The sequence below is a fragment of the Verminephrobacter eiseniae EF01-2 genome (assembly GCF_000015565.1).
In the GTDB taxonomy this organism is placed as follows: domain Bacteria; phylum Pseudomonadota; class Gammaproteobacteria; order Burkholderiales; family Burkholderiaceae_C; genus Acidovorax; species Acidovorax eiseniae.
In genome coordinates this window covers 46632-62593 of the sequence record NC_008786.1, presented here as the reverse complement: position 1 = coordinate 62593, position 15962 = coordinate 46632, and the positions used below count along the sequence as shown (strand labels likewise).

The following is a 15962-nucleotide window of genomic DNA, read 5'->3' as shown; positions in this document are numbered from 1 at the left end:
GGATGAAGGATGAAGGATGAAGGATGAAACCTGTCCTGCCGCCCGCTACCACGGAGCAGTTTTTTTCATCCTTGCGCCTTCATCCCTGGTTTTTCAGATTGACGGCGCAGTTTTGCAGCAGCCGCACCGATTTGCGCACGCCTTCCAGCGGCGACATGGCCATGTCTTCGTGCTCGATGGACAGAACGTCGTCATAGCCGCTCATGTGCAGGGCGGCGAGGAACTGTTTCCACCACGCTTCGCCGTGGCCGTAGCCGAGCGTGACGTAGTTCCAGGAGCGCTGCGCGACCTGGCTGGCTGCGCGGGTTTCGAGCATGCCGTCGATGCCCGCCGGGACGGTTTCGATGCGGGTGTCCTTGGCGTGCACATGGTAGATGGCGTCGCCCAATGCGCGCACGGCGGCGATGGGGTCGGCTGCCATCCACATCGGGTGGCTGGGGTCGTAATTGACGCCGACGGTGTTGCCCACGGCTTCGCGCAGGCGCCAGAAACTGGCGGGGTGGTAGACGGCCTGGTGCCCGTGCAGTTCGAGGCACAGTTTGCGGATGCCTTGGTGGTTGGCAAACTCGACCAGTCGCTGCCAGTATGGAATCAGCACCTCTTGCCATTGATGCTCGAGAATGCGCAGGCACTCTGCCGGCCAGTCGGTGGTGATCCAGTTCGGGTTGGCGTCGCCCGGTCCTCCGGGCAGGCCGGACATCATGACCACGCGCTCGACCTCGAGCAGCGCGGCCAGCCTTATCGTCTTTTCGACGACCTGGTGGTGCGCCTTGCCGCTCGGCCCCGGGTGCAACTGGTTGCCGGAGCAATTGAGCGCAGAAATCGCCAGCCCATGGTCGCTCAAGCGGGCGAGGAAGTTGGCGCGGTGGGCGCTGTCGTCCAGCATCCGATCGAGCTGGATATGCGGCGCGCTCGACCAGTTGCCGCAAGCGAATTCGACGCTTTGCACGCCCAGCGCGGCAGATTCTTGCAGAACCTCGTCCAGGGGCAACGCGCCCAGGCTATCTGTCAACAGGCCAATTTTCATGGCATCTCTTTCGTGGAAGTCAGGGGGTATTCAGGGAGCGATCAGGCCGGAAATTGCGTCCACGCCTTCAGCCGCGGGTAGCGGGCACAAAGGCGGAAGGCTTCTGCGTAGCGCGTGCCGCTTTGCAGGCCGCGCATGCGCCCGAGCACTTCAATGGCTTCGACCAGGTCCCAGTCGGACTGCGATTTCATGCTGGCCATCTGGCTCGTGTGCATGCGCGCCAGTTCCTGCTTGCGCGCCATCTGGCCGGAGATGTCGACATAAAAGGAGGGCTCGAAGTCGAGGCCGGGGAGGGTGTCGTAGTAGTACATTGCCGGCGCACTTGGCAGTGCGGGCAGCGCGGGCAGTGCGGGCGGCGTGATGCGCAGTTGCGGCAGGGCCGACAGATGCGCCGCCTGGAATGCGATTTCGGAGGCAATGGTGTGGTCGGTCTGGTAGCAATGGGGCGAGGGCGCCAGCACCACATCGGCCTTGGCGCGGCGAAACACGGCGGCCAGCGCATTGCGCAGTTCGGGGGTGTCGTAGAGATACTCGTCTTCCGCGCCCAGATTGATGAACTCCGCGCCGAGCGCCGCCGCCACCGAGGACGCCTCGCGAAAGCGCATCGCGGCAACTTCCGGGTAGGGAAGATCAGGCTGGTTGCCCGACCCCTTGTCGCCATTCGTCACGCACACGATGGTCAGCCGGGTGCCTTCTTGCTTGAGTTTCAACAAGGTGCCCAGGCAGAGAATCTCCACATCGTCGGGATGCGGCTCGACGGCGACGACGCTTGCAATGCGCGGGTGTGGCATGGCGGCTCCCTGGGTCGTCAGTGCAGCATGGAGACCAGCCTGGTCAGTTCTTCCAGACTGGTCTCGCCGGTGTTGAAATGGGCCATCACCTTGCCGTTGCCGAGCACCACCACCTCATCGCCCACCAGCAGGGCGTGATGGAAGTTGTGGGTGATGAAGATGACCGCCTGCCCGGCCGCCGCAGCGGCCTTGATCTGGTCGAGCACGCCATGCGCCTGGCGCACGGCCAGCGCCGAAGTGGGCTCGTCAAGAATCAGGCAGGTCGAGCCGAACAGCATGGCGCGGGCAATCGCCAGCGACTGGCGCTGGCCGCCGGACAGCGCGGCAGCCGGTCGGCCCATGTCGCTGCCCACATTCACGCCCAGCACCGCAAAGGCCTGCCGGGTTTGCTCCTCGGCCTTCTTCATGTCCATCCATCGGAACGGGCCAAAGCGCTTCATCGGCTCGCGGCCAAGAACGACATTGCGCGTGATCGACAGCAGATTGCAGACCGCCAGGTCCTGGAACACCGTGGCAATGCCACGCTGGCGCGCATCCCTGGGCGTCTGGAAGGATACCGGCTGGCCATCCATCAGCAGCGCGCCTGCGCTGGGCGCGGTGACGCCGCTGAGAATCTTGATCAGCGTCGATTTGCCCGCGCCGTTGTCGCCCAGCAGCACCAGCACACGCCCGGCGTGGGCCTCGATGGACACGTCCTCGAGGATGGGCACCGGGCCGTAGGATTTCCAGATATTGCGCGCTTCGAGAACGGCCTGTTTCATCGCTGGCTCCTGGCGGGCGGGGAGGGTTTGCGCGCGGCTTTCGACTTCAAAAAGCCGCCCGACGCGACCAGTTTGGAGAAGCTCTGGTTGACCAGCACCGCGCCGACCAGGGTTGCGCCGACCAGGGTCTTGAAGTAATAGCCCGGCGCGCCAACCAGCACCAGCCCGACCTGGACCATGCCGAAGATGAGCGCGCCAAACATCGAGCCGATCGCGCTGCCATAGCCGCCGGTCAGCAGCGTGCCGCCGATCACGGTGATGGCGATGGCCAGCAACTCCGCGCCCTCGCCGCGCAGCGCGTCCACCGACTGGAAGCGCGCAACCTGGACAATCCCGGCAATGCCGCCGCACAGCGAGCACAGCACGAACAGCGCGACCGTGGTGCGCTCGACCGGAACGCCGAGATTGCGCGCCGCCTCCGGGTTCTGGCCAATCGCATAAGTCCAGTTGCCGAAGCGGGTGCGCAGCAGCGTGAAGGTCGCCCCCAGCACCAGCATGGCAAACCAGACCAGCGACATGCGAAAGCCGCCCGGCAGCAGGGCGCCCGACACGATGGAGCGCATCGGCTCGGCGATGTCGCTGGAGACGGGAAAGCCGCCAGTCCAGGCCGTCAGCAGGCCGCGAAAGACATGCATGGTGCCCAGCGTCACGATGAAAGAGCCAAGGCCGGTGCGCATGACGAGCAAGCCGTTGACCAGGCCCAGCGCGGCGGAGATGGCCAGCGCGCCCAGGAATGCGAGCGCAGGCGGCAGCCCGATCGAAGAAAAATACACCGTCATGTAAGACGAGATGCCCACCACCGCGCCGACCGACAAATCGATGTGGCCGCCGATCATCAGCAGCGTGACGCCGATGCTGATGATGCCAAGCTCGGCCACCAGATTGGTGATGCTGATCAGGCTCTCCTTGCTCAGAAACAGCGGGCTGGCGATGGAAAAACCGACCAAGGTCATCAGGCAGGCCGCAGCGGCAGCCGTCTCCGCCCGCAACAGCAGCGAGCGCAGCCGCATCAGGAAGCGCGGCAGCGGCGTTGACGTGCCCATCGGAATCCGGTCCTGTGGTGTGGTCTGGGGCAACCGCTCGGGGGCGGCTCAGCGCACGCCATCCCTGGAGAGTTTGAGCGCAGCCCTGGCATTGGCGGCATCGACGATGCTGGGGCCGGAGAGAAAGTAATTCGCCTGCTGCAAACCGTAGCGCAGGTGGTGCGTAATGCCGAGAACAGGAATGTAGCCGCGCCAGAACGGTTGCTGGTCAACGGTAAACAGCATGTCCTTGTCGACGATGCTTTGCAGCGTTGCGGCATCCATATCGAAGCCGCCGAGCAGCAGATCAGGACGCTTGGCCGCCTTCCTGGCCTCGCGCGCGCCGGCATTCGGCGGGCCGCCCAGCGTGATGACCGCGCCGGTGTCCGGGTTGGCGCGCAAATAAGTCGCCAACAACTCCGCCGCCTGCCCCGGCTCATTGGCAATCTCGATGATCGCGGTCTTGATGCCAGCCTCCTTCAAGCGCTCGGACACGCCCTGGCAACGGGTCGATAGCGTCAGATCGCCGGGAATCTGAATGCCGCACACCACCTTGCCCTTCACCTTCTCCGTCAACAGCCGTTCGGCAGCAGCGCGCCCGGCGGAATACTCATCGGAACCGACGCGGCTGACATAGAGATCGTCCGGCGTGCGCAGCGGCTTGTCCTTGACCGGCGGGGCCGGATTGAAGCCCAGCCGGATGCCCAACTCCCTGGCCCGCTGCGCCAGCGGCCGGGAACCTTTCTCATCGATGCCAAGGATGACGATACCCTGCGGCTGAGCGGCAATGGCCTGCTCGATCTTGGCGTTGTAGTCGGTCAGCGTCACCTTGTCGGGAAAGATATAGACGACATGGACCCCCAAATCCTTGCCCGCCTGCTCGGCGCCACGCGCAATGACGCCGTGGAACGGATCGGCAGGGCTGGCGATGCCAACGAAGTAAATGGTTTCCTTTTTCCCCTGCGCCAGCGCGACCGGGGCAGCAAGGGCAGCCAAGGCAAGGGCAGCCAGCGCCAGACAGCGCCGGGGTGTGCGGGTGCGGGCAGATGTCATTTGATGATCCTCGTTCATTACGGAACCGGGGCGGTTCGTCGATAGATGAGATTTCAGTGACAGACTCGGTACAGGGCGCGGCCTCCAAACCAGCTTATGCAACAATTGGCCCCACAACAAGGTCCAGTAATGGACATTTTGAAGGGGCCAGATTTGAAGAAAATCAACTCGCTCGACGCTATCGTGCTGGATGCGGCGCTCAAGTCGACGCTCAAGCGGCAGCTCTATGAGCAATTGCGCCGGCTGATTTCCGGGCGGATTCTGGCGCCGGGCAGCGCGCTGCCTTCGACGCGACAGCTGGCCAAAGATTTGGCGATTGGGCGCAACACCGTGGTGGCCGCCTATGAGCAGTTGATCACCGAGGGTTACCTGCACAATCGCCATACCGCCTGCCCGGTCGTTGTCGACTTGCCAAGCGGGCCCATGTCGCACGAGGATGAGCGGGCGTATCCGTTTCGGCCATCGATCTCAAGGCGCGGCGAGATGATGATGGGCGAGCCTTTTTACTTCGGCGCCGCCGGTCAGCCAGCGTTCCACCCGGGCATGCCGGATGCGCAGGAGTTTCCTTTCACGGCCTGGAGCCGTCTGCTCGCCAGGCGCGGCGCCAGCGGTCGGGATACCTTGTTTGGCACTTATGACGTGCTGGGTTTTCCCCCATTGCGCGAGACGATCGCGTCTTACCTCAACGCTGCGCGTGGCATGCGCTGTAGTACGGAGCAGGTTGTCATCATCAGCGGCGCGCAAGGCGCTTTCGATTTGCTGGCGCGCTTGTTGCTGGACCCTGGCGACACGGTGTGGATGGAGGAGCCGGGCTATTTTGGCGCGCAGTCGGCCTTTGAAGTCGCAGGTGCCAGGCTGGCGCCGCTGCATGTGGATGGCGGCGGCTGGTCGCTGGATGGCTGGCCCAGTCCGGCCCCGCGTGTCATTTGCGTGACGCCCTCCTGCCATCACCCGCTTGGCGCCACCATGCGCATGGAGCAGCGGCTGCGCCTGCTGGAAATCGCCGAGAGTTGCAACGCATGGATCATCGAGGACGACTACGACAGCGAGTACCGCTTCCAGGGGCAGCCCATTCCGGCGATGCAGGGCAGCGATGCGTCGCGCCGGGTGATTTATGTCGGCACTTTTTCAAAGCTGCTGTTTCCGGCATTGCGCATTGGCTTCATGGTGCTTCCGGCGGGTCTGGTGTCCGGCATTGCGCAGGCGATCAATGTTTCCGGCCATGTGCCGCCATTGCTGTTGCAGGCGGCCTTGTTCGATTTCATCAACGAGGGGCACATGGCCAAGCATCTGCGCCGCACGCGCAGGCTGTATGCCATGCGGCGCGAGGCTTTTCTCACGATGGGCGAGGCGCAGTTGTCGCAGTGGCTGCAATGGGCGCCCGGCCAGTCCGGCATTCAGACGACGGCGTTTTGCCGCGACGGGCTGGATGATCATGCGATTGCGGCGGCTGCGAAGAAGCGCGGCATCCATGTCTCGCCTTTATCGATGCAGTACCGTCACGGCAAGCCGCGTCATGGGCTGGTGCTCGGCTATGCCGCGACTTCGGTTTCGCACATGGACAGCGGCATGCAGAAGTTGCGCGAGGCTTTGCTGGAGGTGGCCGGGTGATGCTTCGGGCAACGCCCAAGCGCAGCGTGGCCGTTGGATGGTGCCGGGCCACGCGGCGGCGGCCGTGAGCGCCGCCCGGCCGCCCGAAGGCGCTCACACCGCAGCCGAAGGCGAAGGTCTCCAGTCCGCGCCGCCCGGCCGCCCGAAGGCGCTCACACCGCAGCCGAAGGCGAAGGTCTCCAGTCCGCGCCGCCCGGCCGCCCGAAGGCGCTCACACCGCAGCCGAAGGCGAAGGTCTCCAGTCCGCGCCGCCCGGCCGCCCGAAGGCGCTCACACCGCAGCCGAAGGCGAAGGTCTCCAGTCCGCGCCGCCCGGCCGCCCGAAGGCGCTCACACCGCAGCCGAAGGCGAAGGTCTCCAGTCCGCGCCGCCCGGCCGCCCGAAGGCGCTCATACCGCAGCCGAAGGCGAAGGTCTCCAGCCAGCGCCGCCCGGCCGCCCGAAGGCGGCTCACACCGTAGCCGAAGGCGAAGGTCTCCAGTCCGCGCCGCCCGGCCGCCCGAAGGCGCTCATACCGCAGCCGAAGGCGAAGGTCTCCAGCCAGCGCCGCCCGAAGGCGCTCACACCGTAGCCGAACGCGAAGGTACTCCCGTGAGCACGGTCAGGCCGGCATCGATGGCCATCCGCTCAAGATTCCGGTAGCCCATCGTCGCATAGGTCAGCGGATTGGCTTTCTTCGGATCCTGTTCCGCCTCGACGACGAGCCAGCCGCAATAGCCGCGCTGTGCCAGTTGCGTCAGCAGTGCCGTGAAATCGACGCCGCCATCGCCCGGCACGGTGAAGATGCCATCGAGCACGGCGGCCATGAAGCTCATGTCCGTCGAACGCGCCTTTTGCAAGATGGCCGGGCGGACATCCTTGCAATGGACATGGACGACGCGATCGATGTGACGGTCGAGCAGGCTGGCCGGATCACCGCCGGAGAAAAGACAATGGCCGGTGTCGAAAAGCAAGCCAACGGCCTTGCCGCTGTGGCGCATCAAAAGGCCGACTTCCGCGTCCGTTTCGACGATCGTGCCCATATGGTGATGGAATGCCATCCCGACGCCGAAATCGGCCATGCGTTCGGCCAGTTCGGTGATTTTGGCGCCGTAGGCCCCCCATTCATCGGCCTGGAGTTTCGGGCGCTTGGAGATCGGCTGGAAAATGCCGCCATGACGTCCACGCGATGTATCGGCATAGACGACATGCGCAGCGCCCGCAGCGCGCAGCAAGCTCAGATGCGGCAGGGCAGCCGCAAATTCCTCATCGACCGACCGATCGAGAATGCGGCCGTCATACCAGCCGGAGACCAGTTCCAGCCCATGGCGCGCCAAGACCGCCGCCAGCGCGCGGCTGTTGCGCGGAAACTTTCCGCCAAGCTCCGTGCCGCGATAGCCGGCCTGTGCGGTTTCCGACAGGCACACCTCCAGCGGCGTGTCGCCGCCGAGTTCCGGCATGTCATCGTTCGTCCAGGTAATGGGGTTGATGCCGATTTTTACCGTCATGATGGGCAAGCTGTGTCTCGTTTCCGGTTCGCAATGGTGCGCTGCGCGCTGGCCGCCCCGGTCGGGCCATCGATCGGCGCGGCAAGGTCAGGGCGCAAGATACGCGGGCCTTGGTTCTGAAACAAGCTCCAGAACGGCGCAGATCGAGGGAGCCAGTTTCGACGGGAATCTGCAACCGGGGACGGCAGGGTCAATGCATCAGCTCCGATGCCGGGCCCCGGCCCATCAGCAGCGCGACGGCATCGGCAGGGCTGAGCCGGCCGTCGAGCAAGGCCACCACGGCCCGGGTGATCGGCATCTCCACCCCCAGCAACGCAGCGCGCCGCGCCACGGTGCGGGCGCTGTAGACGCCTTCTGCCACATGGCCCAAGGACTCCAGGGTCCGGGCCAGGCTCCGGCCCTGGGCCAGCAGCAGGCCCACGCGCCGGTTGCGCGACAGATCGCCGGTGGCGGTCAGCACCAGGTCGCCCAGGCCCGACAGGCCCATGAAGGTCTCGGGCCGGGCCCCGAGCGCGACCCCGAGCCGCGTCATCTCGGCCAGGCCGCGGGTGATCAGCGCCGCCCGGGCATTGAGCCCCAGCGCCAGTCCGTCGCACAGGCCGGTGGCAATGGCCAGCACGTTCTTGACGGCGCCGCCGACCTCGACGCCGACGATGTCCTCGTTGGCGTACACGCGCAGGCTGGGGCTGTGCAACGCGCCGACCAGCGCCGCGCGCACCCGGTCATGGGGGCTGGCGGCGACCAGCGCCGTCGGCTGGCCCAGGGCCACTTCCTGCGCAAAACTCGGGCCGCTGAACGCGCCAGCGAGCAATCGAGGAGCTACCAGCGCTTGCACTTCATGCGCCAGCAGACCGCCGGATTCGGCGCCAGTGGCCGCCTCGAAGCCCTTGCACAGCCAGGCCACCGGCGCCGTGCAGCCGTGCAATGCCAGCAACATGCCGCGCAACGCGGCCATCGGCGTGGCCACGATGACCAGGTCGGCGCCGGGCCACAGCGCCGCCAGGTCGCCGCTGGCGAGCGTGAGAGCGGGGGGAAAGGGCAGGCCGGGCAGGTAGCGGGCGTTTTGCCGCTCGGCGCGCATGCGCTCGGCCTGGCTGGCATCACGCGCCCACAGCGTGACCGCATGGCCTGCGGGGTGCCGGGCCGCGCTCAGGGCCAGCGCGCAACCCCAGGCACCGGCGCCTGAGACGATTATTTTCATCGCGTATCAGCGCATGGGCATCGGGCGCCGGCGGTCGCAGAGCCTGCGGGCGGCACCCGGGCGAATTACTGCGTGGTCACCGGCGCAGCCGCGCCCGCAGCTTGCGCCTGCTGCTGCTCATACATGCCCTGGAAGTTGATCTCGCCCAGGTGCACCGGCGGGAAGCCGGCGCGGTTGATCACGTCGGCCACATTGCCGCGCAGGTAGGGGTAGACGATCTGCGGGCAGACGACGCCCATGATCTGGCCCATCTGGTCCTCGGGCACATTGCGGATCTCGAAGATCGCGGCCTGCTTGGCCTCGACCAGGAACATGGTCTTGTCCTTGATCTTGGTCTGCACCGTGGCGGTCACGGCCACTTCAAAAAAGCCTTCGCCCACCGGGGTGGCTTCCACACCAAGCTGTATGTCGAGATTGGGCTGCTCTTGCTCCAACAAGATGGCGGGCGAGTTGGGCTGTTCCAGCGACAGGTCTTTGAGGTAGACCCGCTGAATCTGGAACACGGGATTGTCTTGGTCGGCCATGGTGACAGTCTCTTGGCTTGGGTTGCAGCAAAACGAAACCCGCCGGGGCAAGCAGCTCCCGCAGCGGGCACATGGGTGGTGCGGGCATTATGCAGCGCCCAGCAGCGGCATCAATTGGCCACGGCCGTCGAGCGCCACCAGGTCATCGTAGCCCCCCACATGCGTCTGGCCGATGAAGATCTGCGGCACCGTGCGACGGCCGGTGAGCGCCATCATCTGCTGGCGCGCAGCCGGGTCGGCGTCGATGCGGAGCTCTTCGATCTGCTCCACCCCCCTGGCCTTCAGAAGCTGTTTGGCCCGGACGCAGTAAGGGCAGACGGCGGTGGTGTACATCTTCACGGCTTGCATGGCGCTCTTTCGTGGCTCAGGTTTTTTCCACCGGCAGGCTGGCTGCCCGCCAGGCAGCGAGGCCGCCGGCCATGGCCTGGGCGTTGTCATAGCCGAGCTTCCTGGCCATGGTCACCGCACGCCGGGCGCGGGCGCCGGTGGCGCACACCAGAACCACGGGCAGCGCCTTGTTCTTGACGACGCCGGGCAGGCGCTCTTCGATCTGGCCCAGGGGCAGGTTCCTGGCGCCAACCACATGGCCGGCGGCAAACTCCTCGGTCTCGCAGACATCGATGACCACGGCTTTTTCGCGGTTGATCATCTGCACGACCCTGGCGGGCGTCAGCGCGCCGTCCCTGGCGTTCTTGATGAGCGGCCACAGCAACATGCCGCCCGAAGCCAGTGCAACGAGGAACAGATACCAGTTGTCAATGATGAATTTCACGAAGGGTCCTTGGGCTTGGGTTGGCCGATGGCGTGATTTTAGGGACAGGCCGATCGCCGCATCACAGCCGCCGCACCATGGCCTTGCCCGGCTGCGCCGAAGGCGGGCAGGCGGGGGCGCCATGTGTGTCCATCTGGTGTATGTCACTCCAGCGTGATCGCGCTTTGCGCGACGAGCTTGCTCCAGCGCGCTACCTCGCTGCGGATGGCGGCCCGCGTCTGCTCGGGTGTCATGAACGCCGGCATCGCGCCCTGCGTGCTCAGCGAGTCCCTGACCGCCGGCCGGGACAAAATGGCGCCGAGCGCGGCACTGAGCCGCTCGACGATCGGCCTGGGCGTTCCCGCCGGCGCCAGCACGCCAAAGATGGAGCCAAGCTCGAAGTCTTGCAGGCCGGCCTGCGCCGCCGTCGGCACCTCGGGCAATGCCGCCACCCGCTGCGCGGTCGTGACCGCCAGCGCGCGCAGCCTCTGGCCTTTGATGAACGCCTGCGTGGCCGGCAGCGTGTCGATGATCACATCCACCTGCCCGCCCATCAGGTCGTTCAAGGCCGGGCCGCTGCCTTTGTAAGGCACATGCAGCAGTTTCACCCCGGCCTGCCGTTGCAGCAGTTCGGCCGCCAGATGCTGCGGCGAGCCGTTGCCCGCAGAGGCGTAGGCCAACGTCCCCGGCCTGGACTGGGCCAGCGCGATGAACTGCGCCAGATTCGCGGACTTGACCGTCGGCCCCACGGTGATGACCAGCGGCACCCGCCCCACCAGTGCGATGGGCTCGAAGTCCTGCTCCAGATGGAACGGCGCCTTGGCCGTGAACAGCACGCTGTTGATGGCGTGGCTGGTCAGCGCGCCCATCAGCAGGGTCTGCCCGTCCGGCGGCTCTTTCGCCACGGCGCTGGCGCCCAGGTTGCCCGCAGCGCCCGGGCGGTTCTCCACCACGACCGGCTGGCCCAGTTCCAGCGTCAACTGCTGCGCCAGCACACGCCCGATCACATCGGTCGCGCCGCCGGGCGGGTAGGGGACGAGCAGTTTCACGGGCCGCTGCGGGTAGTCCTGCGCCTGCGTGGCGGTGGCCCAGAACGCCGTGGCCAGGGCCAGCGCTGAGGCCACAGTCTGGCACCAGCGCGACCGAAGAAGGCTTGCCGCCATGGAGACCCCCCTTGAAGGATATGTGACAGGAATGCGGGGCAGACATCTCTGTGCGGGTGTTGCCTGCTGCGACGGGAAGTTTAGTCATCCAGAATGTCGGTGCTGCCACCCGGGCCATCGACGCCATCCAGGCCATCCAGGCTTGCGGCCCTGCGGGCGCATCCATTCCTTGCCGCAACATTTTTTTTTCTTGCCTCCTTCATGACCGACACCCATCCATCACCGCAGCACGCCACCGCGCCGGATGAAGCCGCGCACGGCATTGCCAAGGGGCTGCCCGACTACGGCGATCGGGGCTTTTCGCTGTTTTTGCGCCGGGCCTTCATCAAGGGGGCGGGCTATACCGACGCGGCGCTGGGGCGTCCGATCATCGGCATCGCCAACACGGCCAGCGCCTACAACCCGTGCCATGGCAATGCGCCGCAGCTCATCGAGGCCGTCAAGCGCGGCGTGCTGCTGGCCGGTGGCCTGCCGATGGATTTCCCGACGATCTCGGTGCACGAGAGCTTCTCGCAGCCTACGAGCATGTACACGCGCAACCTGATGTCCATGGACACGGAAGAGATGATCCGCGCCCAGCCCATGGATGCGGTGGTGCTGATCGGCGGTTGCGACAAGACCGTGCCGGCGCAGTTGATGGGCGCGGCATCGGCGGGCATCCCGGCGATTGCGCTGATCACGGGGGCCATGCTGACCGGCGCGCACCGTTCGCAGCGCGTGGGGGCCTGCACGGATTGCCGGCGCTACTGGGCCCGGTTTCGCGCCGGGGAGATCGATGCGCAGGAGATCGCCGACGTGAACCGGCAATTGGTCGCCAGCGTCGGCACCTGCTCGGTGATGGGCACCGCCAGCACCATGGCCTGCATCGCCGAGGCGCTGGGCATGACGGTGCCCGGCGGCGCGTCGCCGCCGGCCGTGACGGCCGACCGTATCCGCGTGGCCGAGCAGACCGGCGCGCAGGCGGTCGCGATGGCGCGCAGCGGGCTGACGATCGATAAGGTGCTCACTGCCCGGGCGTTCGAGAACGCGATGCGGGTGTTGCTGGCGATTGGCGGATCGACCAACGCCATCGTGCACCTGACCGCGATCGCGGGCCGCATGGGCTATGACATCGACCTCGATGCATTCGACCGCATGGGCCGGCAGACGCCGGTGCTGCTGGACCTGAAACCTTCGGGCGCGCATTACATGGAGGACTTCCACCATGCCGGCGGCATGGCAACGCTGCTGCGCGAGCTCAAGCCCTTGCTGCATCTGGACGCGCTGACCGTGACCGGGCGCACCTTGGGCGAGGAGATCGAGCGGGCCGGGCCGGGCTTCGCGCAGCAGGTGGTTCGGCCGCTGGAGCGCCCAATCTATCCGCAAGGCGGCATCGCGGTGCTGCAGGGCAATCTGGCGCCCGGCGGGGCCATCATCAAGCAATCGACGGCCGACGCCGCGCTGATGGAGCATGAGGGGCGGGCGGTGGTGTTCGAGAATGCCGAGGATCTGGCGCGCCGCATCGACAGCGATGGGCTCGACGTGACGCAGGCGGACATTCTGGTGCTCAAGAACATCGGCCCCAAGGGCGCGCCGGGCATGCCCGAGGCCGGCTACATCCCGATTCCGCGCAAACTGGCCCGCGCCGGGGTCAAGGACATCGTGCGCATCTCGGACGGCCGCATGAGCGGCACGGCTTTCGGCACCATCGTGCTGCATGTGACGCCCGAAGCGGCGGTGGGCGGCCCGCTGGCCCATGTGCGCAATGGCGACCGCATTCGCCTGTCGGTGCGCGAGCGCGCATTGACGCTGCTGGTGGACGACCAGGAACTGGCCCGGCGCGCGAGCGCACACCCGGTCGTCGCGCCCCGGGCCGACCGGGGCTATCGCAAGCTGTTCTTGCAGTCCGTGACGCAGGCCGACCAGGGCGTCGACTTCGACTTCCTGCGCGCGCCGGTGACACGCGCGAGGCTGCCTGCATCCGGTGCATGGCACGACGCTGCGTGCCCGCCCGCCCCGCCGAGCCTGCCCGGCGCCATGCCTGAGGCCGGGCTGCGGGCGGCACGGACCAGCGCCGACCCGCCGTCTGCAATACCGCCGACGGCGCCCTGAGTGGCGGGCCGCCGTTGGCAAACGGGCGCCGGGGCCGCGCCGCACGGCAGGCCCGCGTCGCGGGCGCGGGCCTGGGCCTGGGCTTGGGCCTGAGGGGGCTTGGTGGCTTGGCGCATTCTTTAGAATGCCCGGCTTCGCCCTGCCTTCCCGGGAAAGCCATGCACCAACTCGTCCTGATCCGCCACGGCGAATCCACCTGGAACCTCGAAAACCGCTTCACCGGCTGGACCGATGTCCCCCTGACGCCCACCGGCGTGTCCCAGGCCCTGTCGGCGGGGCGGCTGCTCAAGGCCGAGGGCTACATGTTCGATCTGGCGTGCACCAGTGTGTTGCAGCGCGCCATCCATACGCTGTGGCATGTGCTGGACGAGATGGATTGCAGTTGGCTGCCGGTGGTCGGGGACTGGCGCCTCAACGAGCGCCACTACGGCGCGCTGCAGGGCCTGAACAAGGCCGACATGGCCCGGCAATACGGCGCCGATCAGGTGCTGCTGTGGCGCCGCAGTTATGACACCCCGCCGCCGGCGCTTGCGGTCTCGGACCCCCGTTGCGAGCGCAACGATCGCCGCTACGCCGGTGTGCCGGCCGTGCCGCTGACCGAATGCCTGAAAGACACCGTGGCCCGTGTGCTGCCGTTCTGGACGCAGGTCATCGCGCCGGCCATCGTTTCGGGCAAGCGCGTGGTGCTGGTGGCCCACGGCAATTCGATCCGCGCCCTGGTGAAGTATCTCGACCGCATCGCCGAGGCCGACATCGTCGGGCTGAACATTCCCAACGCCATTCCACTGGTATACGAGCTCGACGCCAACCTCAGCCCGATCCGCCACTACTATCTGGGCGATGCCGATGCGGCGGCGCAGGCAGCGGCGGCGGTAGCGGCGCAGGGCCAAGCGTAAAAGACTGTAAAGCCCGGCCAGGAATCGGGCAGGACCGCCGGTTTCACTGCCAAAGTCAAGGCTTTGCGCCAAGCCGTAGCGGGTTCGGGGTTTTTTCAGGTTTTCAGGATATGTCTGGTTTTTCGCAGCGTCAAAGGTGTTCGTATGGGCCACAGACTCAGGATTGCAGGATGGGTGGCGGTGGGCGTGGTGGCCGGTGCGCTGACCACGGTGTCACTGCAAACGCTGGCGCGCGGTGCCATGGCGCCGCTGCCGCTGGAGGAGATTCAGCAGTTGTCTGCGGTGTTTGGCCTGGTCAAGACCGACTACGTAGAGCCGGTGGATGACAAGAAACTGATCACCGACGCCATCGCCGGCATGGTGGCCAGCCTCGACCCGCATTCCCAGTATTTCGACAAGAAGTCCTTCAAGGAATTTCGCGAAGGCACCTCCGGCCGCTTCGTCGGTGTGGGCATCGAGATCACGCAGGACGATGGGCTGATCAAGATCGTCTCGCCCATCGAAGGCTCGCCGGCATTTCGCGCCGGTCTCAAGACCAACGACCTGATCACCAGGATCGACGACACCGCCGTCAAGGGCCTGACGCTCAACGAAGCGGTCAAGCGCATGCGGGGCGAGCCTGGCACCAAGGTCACGCTGACCGTCTTCCGCAGGGACGAAAACCGTACCTTCCCCGTCGTCATCACGCGCGAAGAGATCAAGACCCAGTCCGTCAAGGGCCGGCTGCTGGAGCCGGGCTATGCCTGGATTCGCCTGTCGCAGTTCCAAGAACGCACGGTCGATGACTTCGTGCGCAAGGTCGAAGAGATCTACCGGCAAGAGCCCCAGCTCAAGGGTCTGGTGCTCGATCTGCGCAATGACCCGGGGGGCTTGCTGGATGCGGCGGTGGCGATTTCGGCCGCGTTCCTGCCCGAGAACGTCACGGTGGTTTCCACCAACGGCCAGTTGGCCGACAGCAAGGCCATCTTCAAGGCCGCGCCCGACTACTACCAGCGCCGTGGCAGTGGCGATCCGCTGCGGCGCCTGCCTGCGGCGCTCAAATCGGTGCCGCTGGTGGTGCTGGTCAACGAAGGCTCGGCTTCGGCCAGCGAGATCGTTGCCGGCGCGCTGCAAGACCACCAGCGCGCGACCATCATGGGCAGCCAGACCTTCGGCAAGGGCTCGGTGCAGACCGTGCGCCCGCTGGGCCCGGACACCGGCATCAAACTGACCACGGCGCGCTACTACACCCCCAGCGGCAAATCGATACAGGCCAAGGGCATCGTGCCTGACGTGATGGTCGACGAGTCGCAAGAGGGCAACCTGTTTGCCGCGCTGCGCGTGCGCGAGGCCGACCTGGACAAGCACCTGGGCAGCGGCCAGGGCGAAGAAAAGAAGGACGAGGCCCGTGAAAAAGCCCGCGAAGAAGCCCGCCTGCGCCTGGAGGACGAGGCCAAAAAGCCCGTCGCCGACCGCCGGGCGCCGGAGTTTGGCTCCGACAAGGACTTCCAGTTGCAGCAAGCGCTCAATCAACTCAAGGGCCATGCGGTGCTGGTCAGCAAAACGCTGACGGAGCGCAAGGAAGAAAAGAAAGACAATTGAGCGTG

15 protein-coding genes are annotated in these 15962 nt (G+C 66.3%); 4 read left to right on the top strand and 11 right to left on the bottom strand.

From position 1 onward, the window contains the following. Window positions 1-79 precede the first annotated feature (79 nt). The 5 genes from VEIS_RS00250 to VEIS_RS00230 are packed head-to-tail and all read right to left on the bottom strand — an operon-like array spanning window position 80 to window position 4888. Window positions 80-1027, bottom strand: coding sequence for a sugar phosphate isomerase/epimerase family protein (locus VEIS_RS00250; RefSeq protein ID WP_011807861.1), 948 nt, complete (start codon window positions 1025-1027; stop codon window positions 80-82). Window positions 1028-1068: 41 nt separating this feature from the next. After that, entirely contained in the window at window positions 1069-1818 is a 750-nt protein-coding gene (locus VEIS_RS00245; RefSeq protein ID WP_011807860.1) for a PIG-L deacetylase family protein, read from the bottom strand. 17 nt (window positions 1819-1835) lie between these two features. Further along, on the bottom strand, window positions 1836-2579 hold the full coding sequence (locus VEIS_RS00240) for an ATP-binding cassette domain-containing protein (protein ID WP_011807859.1): 744 nt from the start codon (window positions 2577-2579) through the stop codon (window positions 1836-1838). Next, window positions 2576-3622, bottom strand: coding sequence for an ABC transporter permease (locus VEIS_RS00235; protein ID WP_011807858.1), 1047 nt, complete (start codon window positions 3620-3622; stop codon window positions 2576-2578). Before VEIS_RS00235 ends, VEIS_RS00240 begins: the two co-directional genes overlap by 4 nt. Before the next feature lie 48 nt (window positions 3623-3670). Next, window positions 3671-4888: a substrate-binding domain-containing protein gene (locus VEIS_RS00230; protein ID WP_157048333.1), complete on the bottom strand. Its 1218-nt coding sequence runs from the start codon at window positions 4886-4888 to the stop codon at window positions 3671-3673. On the opposite strand from VEIS_RS00230, the gene mocR reads away from it, so the two are divergent. After that, window positions 4808-6265 carry a rhizopine catabolism transcriptional regulator MocR gene (gene mocR, locus VEIS_RS00225; RefSeq protein ID WP_041949687.1) on the top strand — a complete coding sequence of 486 codons (1458 nt, stop codon included), beginning with the start codon at window positions 4808-4810 and terminating at the stop codon, window positions 6263-6265. The genes VEIS_RS00230 and mocR overlap by 81 nt on opposite strands. 558 nt (window positions 6266-6823) lie before the next feature. Here mocR and iolE read toward each other — a convergent pair. The 6 genes from iolE to VEIS_RS00195 form a co-directional block, all read right to left on the bottom strand. Beyond that, window positions 6824-7750, bottom strand: coding sequence for a myo-inosose-2 dehydratase (gene iolE / locus VEIS_RS00220; RefSeq protein ID WP_011807855.1), 927 nt, complete (start codon window positions 7748-7750; stop codon window positions 6824-6826). Between the two features lie 190 nt (window positions 7751-7940). Continuing rightward, the gene (locus tag VEIS_RS00215; RefSeq protein ID WP_011807854.1) at window positions 7941-8951 is read right to left on the bottom strand and encodes an NAD(P)H-dependent glycerol-3-phosphate dehydrogenase; all 1011 of its coding nucleotides are present in this window, start codon (window positions 8949-8951) and stop codon (window positions 7941-7943) included. 65 nt (window positions 8952-9016) lie between these two features. Beyond that, window positions 9017-9475: a protein-export chaperone SecB gene (gene secB, locus VEIS_RS00210; RefSeq protein ID WP_041949686.1), complete on the bottom strand. Its 459-nt coding sequence runs from the start codon at window positions 9473-9475 to the stop codon at window positions 9017-9019. A gap of 87 nt (window positions 9476-9562) precedes the next feature. Further along, window positions 9563-9823, bottom strand: coding sequence for a glutaredoxin 3 (gene grxC, locus VEIS_RS00205; RefSeq protein ID WP_011807852.1), 261 nt, complete (start codon window positions 9821-9823; stop codon window positions 9563-9565). Between the two features lie 16 nt (window positions 9824-9839). Continuing rightward, complete coding sequence (locus VEIS_RS00200) at window positions 9840-10247, bottom strand: rhodanese-like domain-containing protein (RefSeq protein ID WP_011807851.1); 408 nt, start codon at window positions 10245-10247, stop codon at window positions 9840-9842. Window positions 10248-10390: 143 nt separating this feature from the next. Next, window positions 10391-11389, bottom strand: a complete 999-nt coding sequence (locus VEIS_RS00195) for a Bug family tripartite tricarboxylate transporter substrate binding protein (RefSeq protein WP_011807850.1) — start codon at window positions 11387-11389, stop codon at window positions 10391-10393. Between the two features lie 201 nt (window positions 11390-11590). Between VEIS_RS00195 and VEIS_RS00190 the strand changes: the two genes are divergently transcribed. The 3 genes from VEIS_RS00190 (at window position 11591) to VEIS_RS00180 (ending at window position 15957) form a co-directional block, all read left to right on the top strand. Next, on the top strand, window positions 11591-13480 hold the full coding sequence (locus tag VEIS_RS00190) for an IlvD/Edd family dehydratase (RefSeq protein ID WP_011807849.1): 1890 nt from the start codon (window positions 11591-11593) through the stop codon (window positions 13478-13480). A gap of 158 nt (window positions 13481-13638) precedes the next feature. Then, window positions 13639-14376, top strand: a complete 738-nt coding sequence (gpmA, locus tag VEIS_RS00185) for a 2,3-diphosphoglycerate-dependent phosphoglycerate mutase (protein WP_011807848.1) — start codon at window positions 13639-13641, stop codon at window positions 14374-14376. A gap of 144 nt (window positions 14377-14520) precedes the next feature. Then, window positions 14521-15957 carry a S41 family peptidase gene (locus VEIS_RS00180; protein WP_011807847.1) on the top strand — a complete coding sequence of 479 codons (1437 nt, stop codon included), beginning with the start codon at window positions 14521-14523 and terminating at the stop codon, window positions 15955-15957. Window positions 15958-15962 lie beyond the last annotated feature (5 nt).